This is a genomic window from Sulfitobacter sp. 1A15106, from assembly GCF_043556995.1.
In the GTDB taxonomy this organism is placed as follows: Bacteria; Pseudomonadota; Alphaproteobacteria; order Rhodobacterales; family Rhodobacteraceae; genus Sulfitobacter; species Sulfitobacter faviae.
In genome coordinates, this window is sequence record NZ_JBIFFM010000002.1 from 241,434 (window position 1) to 255,355 (window position 13,922).

Genomic DNA, 13,922 nt, shown 5'->3' on the forward strand with positions numbered 1-13,922 from the left:
GTCAGAACTCGATGAGGGTTTTGCCAAAGTGGCCGCCGGCGCGTAGATGCGTTAGTGCCTCTTTCAGCTGATCGAACTTGAAGGTCTCTCCCAGAACAGGCCGCAGCTCATGCTGAGCCATGGCACGCAGCATCGCCTCAAACCCGTCTCGATGGCCCACGGTGACGCCTTGGAGGCGGACCTGCCGGGCGACAATCGGACCCAGCGAGGCGTCGATGTTAAGCCCCGAAAGCACCCCAATCATGGACAACGTCCCGCCCGGCCGCACGGCCTTCAGAGACAGAGGCAATGTTTTCGCGCCGCCTAACTCGATAATATTGTCATAGCCGCCGCGGTCGGCGGTGATGGGTCGGCTGGCACGAGCCCAATCTTCTTCGCTGCGGTAATTGATTGTCGCGTCTGCGCCCATTTCAGTGACTTTCGCGAGTTTGTCGTCGCTGGAGGAAATTACAGTGACATGCGCGCCCTGCATCTTGGCAAAGGCCAAGGCGAAGAGCGCGACACTGCCGGTGCCTTGGACCAGCAATTTGTCCCCGGCGCGGGTTTGGCCGTGGGTGACGACCGCGCTCCATGCCGTGAGCGCGGCGCAGGGCAGTGTCGCCGCTTCTGCGTCGGTCAGGTAGTCAGGAACCTTGACCACCCCTTCCGCAGATAGACAGATGCGGTCCGCCATAACCCCGTCCAGCGGCCCCCCCAAGGCTGACGCGAAGCGTTCAGGGCTTGGCGCGCCCGCGGTCCAATTTTGGAAATAGGTCGGGCAGACACGGTCCCCCACGGCAACCCGGGTCACACCCGGCCCTACTTCGACAACTTCACCCACACCGTCAGACACAGGGATCAAGGGCAGTTCACCCGTCGCTCGGCCATAGCCCCGTTCGGGCACGATCAGATCGCGAGAGTTGAGCGACGCCATTCGCATCTCGACAATGACCTTTCCAGGTCCGCAGCTTGGCTCATCGCGCTCTGTCAGTGTGAGATTGTCGAATCCCCAGTCGCCTTCAATCTGGAATACACGCATGGTTCAGCTCTCCTTCCGGGCGGTCAAACGCGCCACCCTATCTTTGAGGATATTTGTCGCCCCATCGGTGAAGCCCGCCATCTGTGCGGCGGCGATGTGGCGGGTAAAGGGGTGCTCCGGGCGCAAGCCTTCGGCCCCCATCAGTTGCAAAAGTCTTGGCAGTTGAGTCTGCGCACAGGAGACCGAGTTGATCTTGGCCTCAGCAGCCGCAAGTTGGGCATCCGCGCCTTGCGCCACCTTTTCGACGGCCTGCTCCGTAGCGCGTCGGGCCTGCATCAAGGCGGCTTGCGCGGCCTCGAACTCTGCCTGCCAGCGTGGAATGGCATTCAGCGGCTTACCGAAGCTGCAACGTTTAGCGCCATAGGCCGCAGCACTATCCAGTGCTGCTTGCACCATGCCGTTGCACATTGCGGCAACATAGGTCCGCGCGGCATTGATCTCTTTCAGGATCGCTTTGAAAGCTGTGCCGGGTGCAGCGAGCATGGCTTCATGTGGCAGTTTAACCCCCGAAAGGTAAAACCCGCCGGTGCCCAGACTGGTCTGCGAAAAGGCACTGTCGATGGCATAACGGGTGACACCCGGCGCATTCAGATCAACGAGGAAGGCTGCGATGCCATCGCTGTCGCCCACCTCTGCGCATTGCGCATAAACGATCGAAAGCCCTGCCTGCCGCCCGTTGATAATCCATGCTTTTTCCCCATCGAGCTCCCAGCCGCCCGCAACCTGCCGCGCGGTGGTGCGAATGGCAGCAAAATCGCTGCCGGTGCCGGGTTCGGTCAAAGCGGTGCAGGCGTGCATCCGGCCAGAAAGCAGGTCGGGCAGATATTGTGCGGCGGCATCCTGTCCTACTTCGCAGAGCCTGAGGGCAATGTTGTGCGTATTGACCAGAGACATCGCGAAACCGAAATCTGCTCCGGCCAACACCTCCAAAGCTGCCGCGCGGGTGGCAAAGCCGAAGCCCCTGCCTCCCATTTCCTCTGGCACCTCAATACCCAGAAGCCCCAAAGCGGCGGCCTCATGGTAAAGCGCGGGCTCCGGCGCGGCGCCGATGGACCATGCTGCCGCCTCCGCGGCAACACGTCCCTTGGCGAAATGCGTGACCTGATCCAGAAAAGCTTGGCTCATGTCCGGCCCCGACGTTTTTCCATCAGGTCGCGGGCGATACCGGCAATACCGCGCGGCATGAAGATCGTCGCCAGTACCAGCACCAGCCCGTAGAGGATCAGCCGGAAACTATCGGCAAAGCGCAGGTATTCGGGCAGGAAGACCACGAAGAACGCGCCGATGATTGGCCCGGCAATGGTGCCCGATCCGCCGATGATGACCGCGAGGATCGCATCAAGCGACTGCGCAATGCCGAAGATCTCAGGATTGATGAAGCTTTGGTAGTGGGCGTAGATCGCACCGGCGAGGCCCGCGAACATCGCGGAGGTCACGAAGGCAAAGAGCTTGTATTTCCAAGCCGCGATCCCAACCGCGCCGACGAGGTCTTCGTTCTGGCGGATCGCTACGAGGATTTGCCCGATACGCGACCGCACGATCAATGCCGCAAGCCCCGTCATCAGTGCCGCGATGATCAATACAAAGTAATAATACGTCTCCCGGTCGCGCCAATTGAACAGTGCATCCTTGCCACCCGGCTTCGGGATGCCGGTGATGCCTGCCTCGCCTTGGGTAAGCTCGTGGAAGTTCATCAGGACGATGAAAATCACCATGTTGAACGCTAATGTGACGATGGCGAAGTAGTGCCCTTTGACCCGCAAGCTGGGGTAGCCTGTCAGCAGCGCGAAGAAGGCAGTAACGAAGGGCGCGAGGATGATCGTCAGCCAGACTGGCAGATCAAAGTGCGTGCCCATCAGCGCCGTCGAATAAGCCCCAATCCCCATGAAGCCGGCCTGCACGATGGAAACATAGCCGGTGTAGCCTTGGATCAGGTTCTGCCCTTGCGCTGCGATGACCCAGATCAAGGCTAGCACGCTCAGGTGGATATAGTATTTCACAGAGATGAGCTGCGGCAACAATACAAAGCCAACCAGTGCTAGCCCATAAAGGATGAAGGTACGATTACGAGCCATTATGCTTTCCCCATCAGGCCCTGAGGCCGGAACAACAGAACGCCGATCATCACCACGAATGCGATCACGTCCTTATAAGCGGATGAAATGAAACCGGCGGCGAGCGCTTCGGTGATGCCAAGCACGAGCCCTCCCACCACGGCGCCGGGGATCGACCCCAGACCGCCCAAGATGAGCACGGCAAACCCCTTGACGACCAAGCCCTCGCCAATGCCCGGCGCGATCGCAAAAAGCGACCCGACCATGACCCCGGCGCAGACACCAAGCGCTGTCGAGATCGCAAAGACCACCAGCGGGATCGTCTTGACGTTGACCCCCATAAGGATCGCGGCGTCGCGGTTCTCGGCCACGGCGCGGATCGCTTGGCCCGTTTTGGTGCGTTCGACAAACACTGTCATTGCGGCGATCAAAAGCGCGGCGGCAAGGATCACGTAAAGCCGCAGCTCAGGAATGGTGACACCGCCGATGTTGAAGACGCGGGAGAAGTCGGTCGGGAGGACGACTTGCTCATGCCCAAAGAGTTCGAGATTGATCCCCTCAACCATCATGGTCAGGCCAAGCGCCACGATAAAGGCGTTGATGTGATTGGCATCTCGTACCGGGCGATAGGCCAGAAGTTCGATCAATACGCCAAGGGCAAGCCCGACCAAAAGCGCAATCAGGATCGCCAGTAGCAAGGGTATGCCCCAACTGGTGACGAAAAAGAACGTAAGATAGCCCCCGAACATAGAGACCGATCCATGGGCAAAATGCGCGATGCCGAGGATTCCGAAAACCGTGGTCAGCCCCAGTGCGATCAGCACATAGACACCCCCGATGGCGATGCCGTTAATAATCTGTTGAAGTACCTCAACCATGCCGCACCCTGCGAATTAAAGAAGATAGAAGAATGGGGCGCAGGAAACCTGCCCGCGCCCCGCCCGGGGAGGGATCAGTCGTCCAACGTGCTCAGGAATGCTGAATACGCGGCGGCGTCAGACGGCAGGTCTTGTACGAAGACCCAATTGCCGCCCTGCCACTGGAAAGCGCCATTGGAGGTATAGGCCTGCCCGTTTTCATCGAACATTTTGTCATCGACAGGCAGGTATTGCATGACGACCTCATCCGGCACCGCAATCTCGCGCAGCGCCTCAGCCACAGCCTCAGTGTCGTCTACGGTCCCGGCCGCCTCGATGGCGTCCTTCAAAGCATAGGTTTGGTCATAGGAATAAGGTGAGCTTGGTGAAGGCGCGATGCCGTACTCTTCGGTATAGTTGGCGTGGTAGGCCTTGCCGTTTTCAGATGCCGAAAGCAGCGTCAACTCTGTCGGGCGCAGGTCCCAAACGCCTTCCATCTGCTCCGAAGTGGCCACACGGGTAAACTGCTCTTCGCTACCGGAGGTGAAACCATAGCGCGGCACGTCGATGCCAAGCTCGACTGCCTGACGGTAGATAAAGGCTGCTGGCTCCACATAGCCGACGACAAGGATCGCGTCAGGCTCTTGGCCGCGGATTTTGGTCAACTGCGGAGACATGTCGCGGTCTTTCAGACCAAATGCCTCCCGGCTCACGATCTCTCCGCCCGCTTTTTCCAACTCCTTTTCAAAGGCGTCGACGTAGCTGGCGTAGAACCCCACATCCAGCGCGCCCAAGACGGCAACCCGCTTGTGGCCCTTTTCGGCGACGAAGGTACCAGCCGCCGCACCAGTATAATCTGCTGGTGGACGCGTGCGTGTGAGGTTCGGGATTTCGCGGGTCGTGATCGACCGCTCAGCCGCATTGCCCACGAGCATCACCGCATCTTCATATTCGATGAAAGATGCCACAGCCCCGGTCGCGCCCGAGCAGCAGAAACCAAGAATATACTTAACGCCATCTCGGTCGATCAGTTTGCGTACGGCGTTGGAGGCCTCGGTCGGGTTGGCCTTATCGTCATAGGCGATGACGTTGAGCATGTAGGTGTCTTCGCCCACCTTGATCCCGCCACTGGCGTTAATCTCTTTCGCGGCAAGTTTCACCGCATTGGTCTGCGGCAGTCCGTAAACGGCCCCGCCCCCGGTCAGCGCATCGCTAACCCCGATGTCGAGCGTCTTTTCCTCGGGCCATGCGGCACCCGCCGTCATGACCATTGCAGCTGTTATTGCTGTCAGTCTCATGTTCTGTCTCCTCCCAGAAACGTTGGTATCAGTGGCCCAGATACGCCTTTGCGACATCCGGATGTGATTGCAGCTCCGCGCCCGTACCGCTCAGCACGATCTCTCCGGCTTCGAAAAGATAGGCCCGGTCGGCAAGCCGCAGCGCCATGGCCGAGTTCTGCTCGACCAGTAGGATGGTTTTCCCCATCTCTTTGACTCTCGCGATGGTCTCCCCCACCTCCGCGACGATTTTCGGGGCGAGCCCTAACGATGGCTCATCAAAGATGCAGAGCTTGGGCCGCGCCATAAGCGCCCGGCCAATGGCCAACATCTCCTGCTCACCCCCCGACAACGTGCCCGCCGCCTGGCTGGCGCGGTCGCGCAGGATAGGAAACATGTCCATCATCTCTTCAACATCGGATGCCTGCTCTGCATCCTTACGCGGATAGGCTCCCATCCTGAGGTTCTGCAGCGTTGTCATTTGCGGAAAGATCTGACGCCCTTCGGGGCACATGGTGATCCCCGCTTTGACGATGGAGTGGCCGCTTTGGTTGGTGATATCTTGGCCCTCGAACTCAATGGTTCCTGCAGTAGCCGGAACCAGCCCGCAGATCGCCTTGAGCGTAGAAGACTTGCCCGCGCCATTCGCGCCAATCAGCGCGACGCATTCGCCCTGATTGACCTGCAAGTCGATGCCGTGGATGACTTCGATCGCGCCATAGCTGACGCGCAGGTTGGATACGTTCAACATGTCAGGCCGCCTCGCCGAGATATGCGTCAATGACGACTGGATTGTTGCGGATTTCCTCAGGCGTGCCTTCGGCGACCTTTTGGCCAAAGTTGAGCACAACGATCCGATCGCAGACCTCCATGATCAGCGCCATGTGGTGTTCAATCACCAGGACAGAGGTCCCCAGATCGCGGATCTTCTTGATCAGGTCGCTTAAGGTCTTGCGCTCATGCGAGACCAGCCCGGCGGCGGGTTCATCCAGCAAAATCACTTTCGGATTTGAAGCCAGTGCCGTTGCGATCATCAGGAAGCGTTGTTGGGCCGAACTAATGGTGCCCACGCGGTGATCCTGTACCGGCGCGAGGTCGGTGATCTCGAGGATCCGGTCGACACGCGCGGCCAGTTCCTCTTCCTCGCTGGATTTCCGGCCCATGCCGAATACAGACGCCAGCGGATGCGAGGTGCGCGTAACGTTGCAGCCCAGCACGACATGGTCACGTACCGTGAATTCCGTGAATGTACTGGCTGTCTGAAAGGTCCGCGACAGGCCTTTCGCCACACGATCATATTCAGGCAGATTATCGATCTTGGCGCCGGCCAAGCTAATTGCGCCGGATGTGATTGGGAACAACCCCGCCAGACTATTCACAGTGGTCGATTTTCCGGAACCGTTCGGTCCAATCAAACCGAGGATCTGCGCCTCGTTCACATCAAAGGACAGGTCTCGGATCGCATGCACGCCGCCAAACGACTTGCACAGAGATTCGACCCTCAAAACAGGTGTCGCCATAATATATTCCCCTCCCCGCTCCTCCTGCGGTTCGAGAAGCGTAGCGACGGCCCATGGCGCAAATCAAATTCAAAGATTCCGCTTGGATATCTAATTTTTAGATGGTTAGATTTCGAGAGGGCGAAGACTTCGGAGGAGTTTGGCACCGTGAAACCGATCAGGAATATCAATTCTGTACAGGTGTTTAGCCTCACCGCCGAGACTCGGAATGTCACCCGCGCCGCGCAACTCTTGAACATCAGCCAAAGCTCAGTGAGCTATCACATTAAAAAATTGGAATCGGATCTTGGCTACCAGCTCTTCCACCGCACCGGCCAAGGGCTGACCCTCACGGACGAGGGCGTCGAGCTTGCGCAGCATGTTGGGCGGGGGCTTGAGATGATCCAAACTGGGCTCGATCAGTTATCGATACGAGCGGGCGCGATCCGTATCGCGCTCTTGCCGATGTTCTCTAGCCGCTGGTTGTCGTCAGAGTTGGGTGACTTGATCGAACAATATCCTGACGTGCGCCTATCCATGCACAACCACAACAATAACTATGCCTATATGCCCGAGCCCGGGAGCTTTGCGGACATCGGCATTCAATGGGGAAAGGGCGACTGGAATGGCTTTGAAGTCCACCCTCTTTGGCCCGAAAGGATGGCATTGGTCTGCAGCCCCGAGTATCTTGCAAAACATCCGATCACCGAACCAAAAGATGTGACAGGCTGCACCTTATTGCATGTAGACGATACTGGAATGTGGGAAGAATGGTTCGACTTGAACGGAATGAAGATGGTCCATAGCCAGCCGCAAATGATGCTTGAAGATCGTCATTTTCAGCTCAGCTCGACCATCAATGGTTTGGGGGTATCTCTTTTTGCCTCGTGGCTAGTGCAGGAGGAATTGGAAAGTGGCGCGTTGGTTAGTCCTTTCTGCCGAGATTTCAAAACATCATATGCTTATCATCTTATCCTGCCGCGCTTGAAAACTTCATCCCCTGCAGCGCTGCGGTTCCGTGATTGGCTTCTTGAAAACCGTTCCAAGGCAGATCGATTACCGTCGTCACCTTCAGAAGCGTAACTCAGTGATAGAGAAAAGCCGCATCGGCTTGCCGCTCAAATACAGCTTTGTCTGAGAGACAGGCAGGGCCATTCCCAAAATACCACATTCCGTACCGGTCAATGGAAGGATTCAGACGCGTCCGAAAGAAACACAAGAGAAACGATAGGCAGCTATATTTCTCTGCAACCACGGCAACAGGTCGCCGAACGCGGCCCATTCAAATCAAATAGGAATGCATGGTGGCGGAGGAGGTGGGATTCGAACCCACGGTACGCTCTCACGCACGCCGGTTTTCAAGACCGGTGCATTCGACCACTCTGCCACTCCTCCGCAGCACGCTCCTCCTAGAGCGCCGGGATTGATTCGGCAAACGCACATTTTCGCGGCCAGCCCCCCGCACCCCTTTGGGGAAATTCGCCGATCTGCCCTGCGCGGTCTTTTCAAGCGCCGCCCCGTCGGGTTACTCTGCGCCAAAGCCCCTTTCAGAGGGGCGCAGGGCGTGCCGATCCAACGGCGCGACATTCTCGCGGGACATGGGTCGCGGCGCGCGACGACAGCAGGCAAGGACATCAAAGGCATGAGCAGGGATAATCAACCGTTGCGCATCAAGAAAAGCCGCGCGGCGGGCTTGGGCGTGGGCATTCTGACAGTTGGTTTGCTGGCCGGTTGCGAGGGCGGTGATTTCAAACTCCCCTTCGGTGCAAACGAAGGCGCCAGCGCGCCGCGCAGCACCTCGACCAAATTGGTGGAACGTGATGTCGAAGCGCCTGAGGTCTTCTCAGCCACGGATGAGGGTCTTTGGGACGGGCGCCCCTCGCTCGGCGGGGTCTGGGTGGCGCATCCGGATGTGACCGAGCCCGAGCGCGTGATCGTGCGCAATGAGGCGAACGGGAAATTCGTCATCGGTGCCCTGTTCCGGCGTGAGCGCGAATTGCCCGGACCCAAACTGCAAATCTCTTCGGATGCCGCCGCTGCGCTTGGCATTCTGGCGGGCGCTCCGACGCCGCTGAACGTGACCGCCCTGCGCCGCGAGGAAAGCGCCGCCCCGGAAGAGAGCTTTGAGACCGAGAATAGCGGCGACGCTGCAGCCACTCTTGCCAGCCCTGCCCCTATCACCGCCACGGCGCTGGCCCCTGCGCCGACGGCCAGCACCGCTGCCCCTGCCACCGCCAAACCGGCGGCCAAACCGCCCGCCCCCGCGGCCCCGAAACCGGCGCGCCCTGCGGCTGGTGCGAAACTGTCCAAACCCTACGTGCAACTGGGCATTTTCAGCGTGGAGGCCAATGCCACTCGCACCGCCAAACAGATGCGCGGCGCGGGCATGGTGCCCACCGTCAAGCAAAGCGCGATCAATAACAAACCCTTCTGGCGCGTGGTGATCGGCCCCGCCACCAGCAAATCCGAACTCGATACCCTTCTCAAGAAGGTCAAGGCCGAGGGCTTTACCGACGCCTACGCCGTGTCGAACTGACAAACCGGAGGAAATGCTTCCTATGATCCGCCTTTTTGCCGCCGCCGTGGCGCTGGTGCTGACGCTCCAGCCCGCCGCCGCTTTCGATACCCGAGCCACCGCCGCCTATGTGTTGGACCAGACCACCGGCACCGTGCTGCTGGCCAAGAACGCGGATGAGCCGCTGCCGCCCGCCTCCATGTCCAAGCTGATGACACTTTACATGGCCTTCGAAGCCGTGGAGCGTGGCAAGCAGAACGGCGGGCTCGATTTGGTCGAGAAACTGCCCGTGTCTGAACACGCGATGTCCTATGGCGGCTCGACCATGTTCCTCGACACCACCGACCGTGTCTCGGTCGAGGACCTGATCCGCGGGATCATCGTGCTGTCGGGCAATGACGCCAGCGCCGTGATTGCCGAAGCGCTGAGCCCCGATGGTACGGAATACGGCTTTGCCCGGCTGATGACACAGCGCGCGCAGCAGATGGGGATGACCAATTCCACCTTCGCCAATTCCAACGGCTGGCCGCAGGCGGGGCATCTGATGTCGGTCCGCGATCTGGGGCTGCTGGCCAACCGGATCATCACCGATTTCCCGCAGTTCTACCCGCTTTTCGCCGAACGTGAGTTCGCCTTTGATGGCCGCGCGCCGCAGAACAAGACCAACCGCAACCCGCTATTGGGTCTGGGCATCGGCGCGGATGGCTTGAAAACCGGCCATACCAATGAGGCGGGCTATGGGTTGGTCGGTTCGGCCAAACAGGGCGACCGCCGGGTGATCTTTGTCCTTTCGGGTCTCGACAGCGCCGCCGCCCGCGCGCAGGAGGCTGAATCGGTGGTCAACTGGGCCTTCCGCCAGTTCACGCAGCGCGATCTGGGCGAAGCGGGCACCCGCATTGCCGAAGCCCCCGTGGCCCTTGGCACGACCCAATCGGTCGGGCTTGAGCTGAAAGACGATCTGTCGATGCTGGTGCCTGTCACCGGCGGGGATGAGATCGAGGCCGAGGTGATTTACACTGGCCCGTTCCAAGCGCCGATCAGCAAGGGGGACGAATTGGGCGAACTGGTGGTCGACCGGGGCGAATTGCCTGCCATGCGCGTGCCGCTGGTGGCCTCGGCCTCCATCGCGCCGGGGGGGTTCATGGTCAAGATGACCGCCGCCGCGCTGCATCTGATGAACCGCCTCAACGCAGGCCCGCAGGCGGCCCCCACCGTGGAAGCGGAAGCTTCGTGACCAGCGCAGAGAAGGCCCGCGCTCCGGGACTCTTCGTCACTTTCGAAGGCATTGATGGCTCTGGCAAATCCACCCAAGCGCGGCTTTTGGCGGATCATCTGACGGCACAGGGCCATGACGTGGTACTGACCCGCGAACCGGGCGGCAGCCCGGGGGCCGAGGAAATTCGTGCGCTTGTCTTGCAGGGTGCCCCCGACCGCTGGTCGGCGCAGACGGAAATCCTGCTCTTCACCGCCGCCCGCCGCGATCATCTTGAACGCACCATTCGCCCCGCGCTCGACGCCGGAAAGGTCGTGATCTGCGACCGTTTCGCCGATAGCACGCGGATGTATCAGGGCCTTTCGCGCGGCGATCTGCGGCAGATGGTCGATGACCTGCACGCGCTGATGATCGGGGTGGAGCCTGACCTGACCCTCTTGATCGACATGGACCCTGCCCATGGGCTGGAGCGTGCCCTCTCGCGCCAGACAGCCGAAGAACGGTTCGAGGATTTCGGCGTGGAACTTCAAGCCAAGATGCGCGGGGGCTTTCTGAGCCTTGCCAAGGAGTTCAGCGACCGCTTCCATGTGATCGACGGGGGCCGCGACATCGACAGCGTGGCCCAAGACGTGACCGCCTGCGTGACCGCGCGATTGGTCTGATCCACGCGCCCTGCCCGCTTCCCTCTGCGGCGAAACATGCTAGACCGAGGCCATGACAGACGACGCCCCCCAGCCAAACCGTGTGGAAGGTGCCCGCCACCCGCGCGACACGCCGAAACTGATCGGCCAAAGCGCCGCCGAGGCTGCCTTTCTCGACGCTTTCAATAGCGGCAAATTGCATCACGCATGGATGCTGACCGGCCCGCGCGGTGTGGGCAAGGCGACGCTGGCATGGCGCATCGCGCGGTTCCTTTTGGCGACCCCCGACCCCGATGGCGGGATGTTCGACCTGCCCCCGGCTGAAACGCTTGAGATCGACCCCGACCACCCTGTCGCCCGCCGCGTCGCCGCCGGGGCCGAGGCGGGGCTGAAGTCCGTCACCCGCACGCTGAACCCCGACACCAAGAAGATGCGCAAGCAGATCGTCGTCGATGACATCCGCGCGCTGAACGGCTTTTTCCAGATGTCCGCCGCCGATGGGGGCCGCCGCGTGGTCATCATCGACGACGCGGATGAGATGAACCCCAACGCCGCCAACGCGCTGCTGAAGATGCTGGAGGAGCCGCCGGAACGGGCCGTTCTGCTGCTGCTCAGCCACCAACCCTCCAGCCTTTTGCCCACGATCCGCTCACGCTGCCGCACCCTGCGGCTCGGCACGCTTGACGCGGGCCAGATGGCCGAGGCGCTGGACGGCTCAGGCGTGGAGGTCGAAGACGATCCCGCCGCACTGGCCGAGCTTTCCGGCGGGTCGGTCGGCGGGGCGCTGCGCCTGTCGCTGATGGGCGGGGTGAAAACCTATGCCGATCTCGTCGGCCTGATCTCTTCGCTGCCGCAACTCGACCGGGGCCGCGCCATCAAACTGGCCGAAGCCGCAGCACAGCGCGGGGGGGAGGCGAAACTCGACCTGCTCTTTACCCTCTTGGACCTGCTGCTGGTGCGTCTGGCCCGCACCGGGGCCACCGGTGCGCCGCCCGCGCAGCCCGCCTGCGCCGATGAGATTGCCGTGCTGCAACGCCTTTCGCCCAGCCCCGCACAGGGGCGCGCATGGGCCGATGCGGCGCAGCAGATATCCGACCGCGCCCGTCACGGGCTGGCGGTGAACCTTGACCCTGCCGCGCTGGTCCTAGATACCCTGCGGCAGATAGGCCAGACGGCGCCAAGATAGCCGAAAGGACAGCATGACCGACACGCCCCAGATCACCGACAGCCACTGCCACCTCGATTTCGAGAGCCTGCAAGAAGACCTGCCCGGCGTCATCGCCCGCGCAGCGGAGGCCGGCGTCACGCGGATGGTCACCATCTGCACCCGGCTAAAGAACGAGCCGAGCGTGCGGGCCATTGCCGAGGCGCATGAACCGGTGTTCTACGCCGCAGGCACTCACCCGATGTCCGCCGCGGAAGAGCCGATGGCTTCGGTCGACGAACTTCTCGCCCTGACCCAGCACCCCAAGATGGTCGGCATCGGTGAGACAGGCCTCGACTACCACTACACCGCCGAGAGCGCCGAGGTGCAAAAGACCTCCCTGCGCATCCATATTGCGGCGGCGCGGGAAAGTGGCTTGCCGCTGATCATCCATGCCCGCGACGCGGATGACGACATGGCCCGCATCCTGCGCGAGGAACATGCGAATGGCGCTTATAGCTGCGTCATGCATTGCTTCTCCTCCTCCGCTGAGCTGGCCCGTGCCGCGCTCGATTTGGGGTTCTACCTGTCGATGTCCGGCATCACCGCCTTCCCCAAATCGCAGGACCTGCGCGACATTTTCGCGGCCGCCCCGCTCGACCGAATTCTGGTGGAAACCGACGCGCCCTATCTCGCCCCGCCGCCGCATCGCGGCAAACCGAATGAGCCTGCCTTCACCGCCCATACCGCCCGCCGCGCGGCAGAGACCTTTGGCCTCGACTACGCCGACTTTGCGGCCCGCACGCAGGAGAATTTTGAACGCCTCTTCGCGAAAGCCGCCGCTTGGGAGCCTGCGCGCTGATGGCCGACCTGCGGGTGACCATATTGGGCTGCGGCTCTTCCGGCGGGGTCCCGCGGATCGGCGGCCACTGGGGGGCTTGCGACCCGAATGAGCCCAAGAACGCCCGCCGCCGCTGCTCGATCCTTGTGGAGCGGGTGACGGAGGCAGGCAGCACCGCCGTCTTGATCGACACCTCCCCCGACATGCGCAGCCAACTCTTGGACGCAGGCATCGGGCGGCTCGATGCGGTGATCTACACCCATTCCCACGCGGATCACGTTCACGGGCTGGACGATTTGCGCATGGTGGTGATGAACATGCGCGCGCGGCTGCCGGTCTGGGCCGATGCGCCCACGCGGGACGCGCTGATTGAGCGCTTTGGCTATGCCTTCGTGCAGCCCGAATGGTCCAGCTACCCGCCCATCCTCGATATGCATGAGATCACCGGCGAGGTCAGCATCGACGGCCCGGGTGGCACCCTGAAATTCGCGCCCTTCACTGTCACCCATGGCAATATCGACGCGCTCGGTTTTCGCTTTGACGATATCGTCTATCTGCCCGATGTCTCGGCCATCCCTGAGGACTGCTGGCCGATGATGGACAACCTGCGCTGCTGGATCATCGACGCCCTGCGGCGGGAGCCGCATCCGACCCATAGCCATCTGGCGCAGACCCTTGGCTGGATCGACCGGGTGGCGCCGCAGACGGCGGTCCTGACCAATATGCACAACGACCTTGATTACCACACCGTCGCCGCAGAGACGCCGGATCACATTCAGCCGGCCTATGACGGGCTGACCCTTCATTTCCCCCTTCCCCATTCAGACTAGGCAGCGCCGGGCGCGGGCCTGAGGGTCGGCGCC

14 protein-coding genes and 1 tRNA gene are annotated in these 13,922 nt (G+C 61.3%); 7 read left to right on the forward strand and 8 right to left on the reverse strand.

Annotation, left to right across the window (positions count from 1 at the left end):
* Window position 1: 1 nt before the first annotated feature.
* From ACGYKA_RS03765 to ACGYKA_RS03795, 7 genes are all read right to left on the reverse strand, one after another.
* Entirely contained in the window at window positions 2-1,018 is a 1,017-nt protein-coding gene (locus tag ACGYKA_RS03765) for an NAD(P)-dependent alcohol dehydrogenase (protein WP_394413232.1), read from the reverse strand.
* Window positions 1,019-1,021: 3 nt separating this feature from the next.
* On the reverse strand, window positions 1,022-2,143 hold the full coding sequence (locus ACGYKA_RS03770) for an acyl-CoA dehydrogenase family protein (RefSeq protein ID WP_394413234.1): 1,122 nt from the start codon (window positions 2,141-2,143) through the stop codon (window positions 1,022-1,024).
* Complete coding sequence (locus ACGYKA_RS03775) at window positions 2,140-3,093, reverse strand: branched-chain amino acid ABC transporter permease (RefSeq protein WP_394413236.1); 954 nt, start codon at window positions 3,091-3,093, stop codon at window positions 2,140-2,142. The genes ACGYKA_RS03770 and ACGYKA_RS03775 overlap by 4 nt, the downstream gene beginning before the upstream one ends.
* Window positions 3,093-3,950 (reverse strand): branched-chain amino acid ABC transporter permease, encoded by an 858-nt coding sequence (locus ACGYKA_RS03780; protein WP_271689782.1) that lies wholly within the window; start codon window positions 3,948-3,950, stop codon window positions 3,093-3,095. Before ACGYKA_RS03780 ends, ACGYKA_RS03775 begins: the two co-directional genes overlap by 1 nt.
* A gap of 74 nt (window positions 3,951-4,024) precedes the next feature.
* The gene (locus tag ACGYKA_RS03785) at window positions 4,025-5,227 is read right to left on the reverse strand and encodes an ABC transporter substrate-binding protein (protein WP_271689781.1); all 1,203 of its coding nucleotides are present in this window, start codon (window positions 5,225-5,227) and stop codon (window positions 4,025-4,027) included.
* Window positions 5,228-5,255: 28 nt separating this feature from the next.
* A complete protein-coding gene (locus ACGYKA_RS03790) occupies window positions 5,256-5,957 on the reverse strand; it encodes an ABC transporter ATP-binding protein (RefSeq protein ID WP_271689780.1) in 702 nt (233 codons plus the stop codon).
* Between the two features lies 1 nt (window position 5,958).
* Window positions 5,959-6,726: an ABC transporter ATP-binding protein gene (locus ACGYKA_RS03795; RefSeq protein WP_271689779.1), complete on the reverse strand. Its 768-nt coding sequence runs from the start codon at window positions 6,724-6,726 to the stop codon at window positions 5,959-5,961.
* A gap of 147 nt (window positions 6,727-6,873) precedes the next feature.
* On the opposite strand from ACGYKA_RS03795, the gene ACGYKA_RS03800 reads away from it, so the two are divergent.
* Entirely contained in the window at window positions 6,874-7,788 is a 915-nt protein-coding gene (locus ACGYKA_RS03800) for a LysR family transcriptional regulator (protein ID WP_394413238.1), read from the forward strand.
* Between the two features lie 222 nt (window positions 7,789-8,010).
* On the opposite strand, the gene ACGYKA_RS03805 is transcribed toward ACGYKA_RS03800, so the two are convergent.
* Window positions 8,011-8,100 (reverse strand) — tRNA-Ser (locus ACGYKA_RS03805).
* Window positions 8,101-8,347: 247 nt separating this feature from the next.
* Here ACGYKA_RS03805 and ACGYKA_RS03810 point away from each other — a divergent pair.
* From ACGYKA_RS03810 to ACGYKA_RS03835, 6 genes are read left to right on the forward strand one after another with little or no spacing between them, the layout of a single operon-like run.
* A complete protein-coding gene (locus ACGYKA_RS03810; RefSeq protein ID WP_394413280.1) occupies window positions 8,348-9,241 on the forward strand; it encodes an SPOR domain-containing protein in 894 nt (297 codons plus the stop codon).
* Window positions 9,242-9,263: 22 nt separating this feature from the next.
* On the forward strand, window positions 9,264-10,454 hold the full coding sequence (locus ACGYKA_RS03815) for a D-alanyl-D-alanine carboxypeptidase family protein (RefSeq protein WP_394413283.1): 1,191 nt from the start codon (window positions 9,264-9,266) through the stop codon (window positions 10,452-10,454).
* A complete protein-coding gene (tmk, locus tag ACGYKA_RS03820) occupies window positions 10,451-11,095 on the forward strand; it encodes a dTMP kinase (RefSeq protein WP_394413285.1) in 645 nt (214 codons plus the stop codon). Before ACGYKA_RS03815 ends, tmk begins: the two co-directional genes overlap by 4 nt.
* Window positions 11,096-11,147: 52 nt before the next feature.
* A complete protein-coding gene (locus tag ACGYKA_RS03825) occupies window positions 11,148-12,260 on the forward strand; it encodes a DNA polymerase III subunit delta' (protein WP_394413288.1) in 1,113 nt (370 codons plus the stop codon).
* Window positions 12,261-12,273: 13 nt separating this feature from the next.
* The gene (locus ACGYKA_RS03830) at window positions 12,274-13,080 is read left to right on the forward strand and encodes a TatD family hydrolase (protein WP_322329503.1); all 807 of its coding nucleotides are present in this window, start codon (window positions 12,274-12,276) and stop codon (window positions 13,078-13,080) included.
* Entirely contained in the window at window positions 13,080-13,889 is an 810-nt protein-coding gene (locus tag ACGYKA_RS03835) for an MBL fold metallo-hydrolase (RefSeq protein ID WP_394413291.1), read from the forward strand. Before ACGYKA_RS03830 ends, ACGYKA_RS03835 begins: the two co-directional genes overlap by 1 nt.
* Window positions 13,890-13,922 lie beyond the last annotated feature (33 nt).

Excerpts from the sequence above, each read along its gene's own strand:
- ACGYKA_RS03785 (WP_271689781.1), bottom strand. The coding sequence starts at position 5,227 with ATGAGACTGACAGCAATAACAGCTGCAATGGTCATGACGGCGGGTGCC.
- ACGYKA_RS03815 (WP_394413283.1), top strand. The coding sequence starts at position 9,264 with ATGATCCGCCTTTTTGCCGCCGCCGTGGCGCTGGTGCTGACGCTCCAG.
- ACGYKA_RS03810 (WP_394413280.1), top strand. The coding sequence starts at position 8,348 with ATGAGCAGGGATAATCAACCGTTGCGCATCAAGAAAAGCCGCGCGGCG.
- ACGYKA_RS03825 (WP_394413288.1), top strand. The coding sequence starts at position 11,148 with ATGACAGACGACGCCCCCCAGCCAAACCGTGTGGAAGGTGCCCGCCAC.
- ACGYKA_RS03790 (WP_271689780.1), bottom strand. The coding sequence starts at position 5,957 with ATGTTGAACGTATCCAACCTGCGCGTCAGCTATGGCGCGATCGAAGTC.
- ACGYKA_RS03765 (WP_394413232.1), bottom strand. The coding sequence starts at position 1,018 with ATGCGTGTATTCCAGATTGAAGGCGACTGGGGATTCGACAATCTCACA.
- ACGYKA_RS03780 (WP_271689782.1), bottom strand. The coding sequence starts at position 3,950 with ATGGTTGAGGTACTTCAACAGATTATTAACGGCATCGCCATCGGGGGT.
- ACGYKA_RS03795 (WP_271689779.1), bottom strand. The coding sequence starts at position 6,726 with ATGGCGACACCTGTTTTGAGGGTCGAATCTCTGTGCAAGTCGTTTGGC.
- ACGYKA_RS03775 (WP_394413236.1), bottom strand. The coding sequence starts at position 3,093 with ATGGCTCGTAATCGTACCTTCATCCTTTATGGGCTAGCACTGGTTGGC.
- ACGYKA_RS03770 (WP_394413234.1), bottom strand. The coding sequence starts at position 2,143 with ATGAGCCAAGCTTTTCTGGATCAGGTCACGCATTTCGCCAAGGGACGT.
- ACGYKA_RS03835 (WP_394413291.1), top strand. The coding sequence starts at position 13,080 with ATGGCCGACCTGCGGGTGACCATATTGGGCTGCGGCTCTTCCGGCGGG.
- ACGYKA_RS03830 (WP_322329503.1), top strand. The coding sequence starts at position 12,274 with ATGACCGACACGCCCCAGATCACCGACAGCCACTGCCACCTCGATTTC.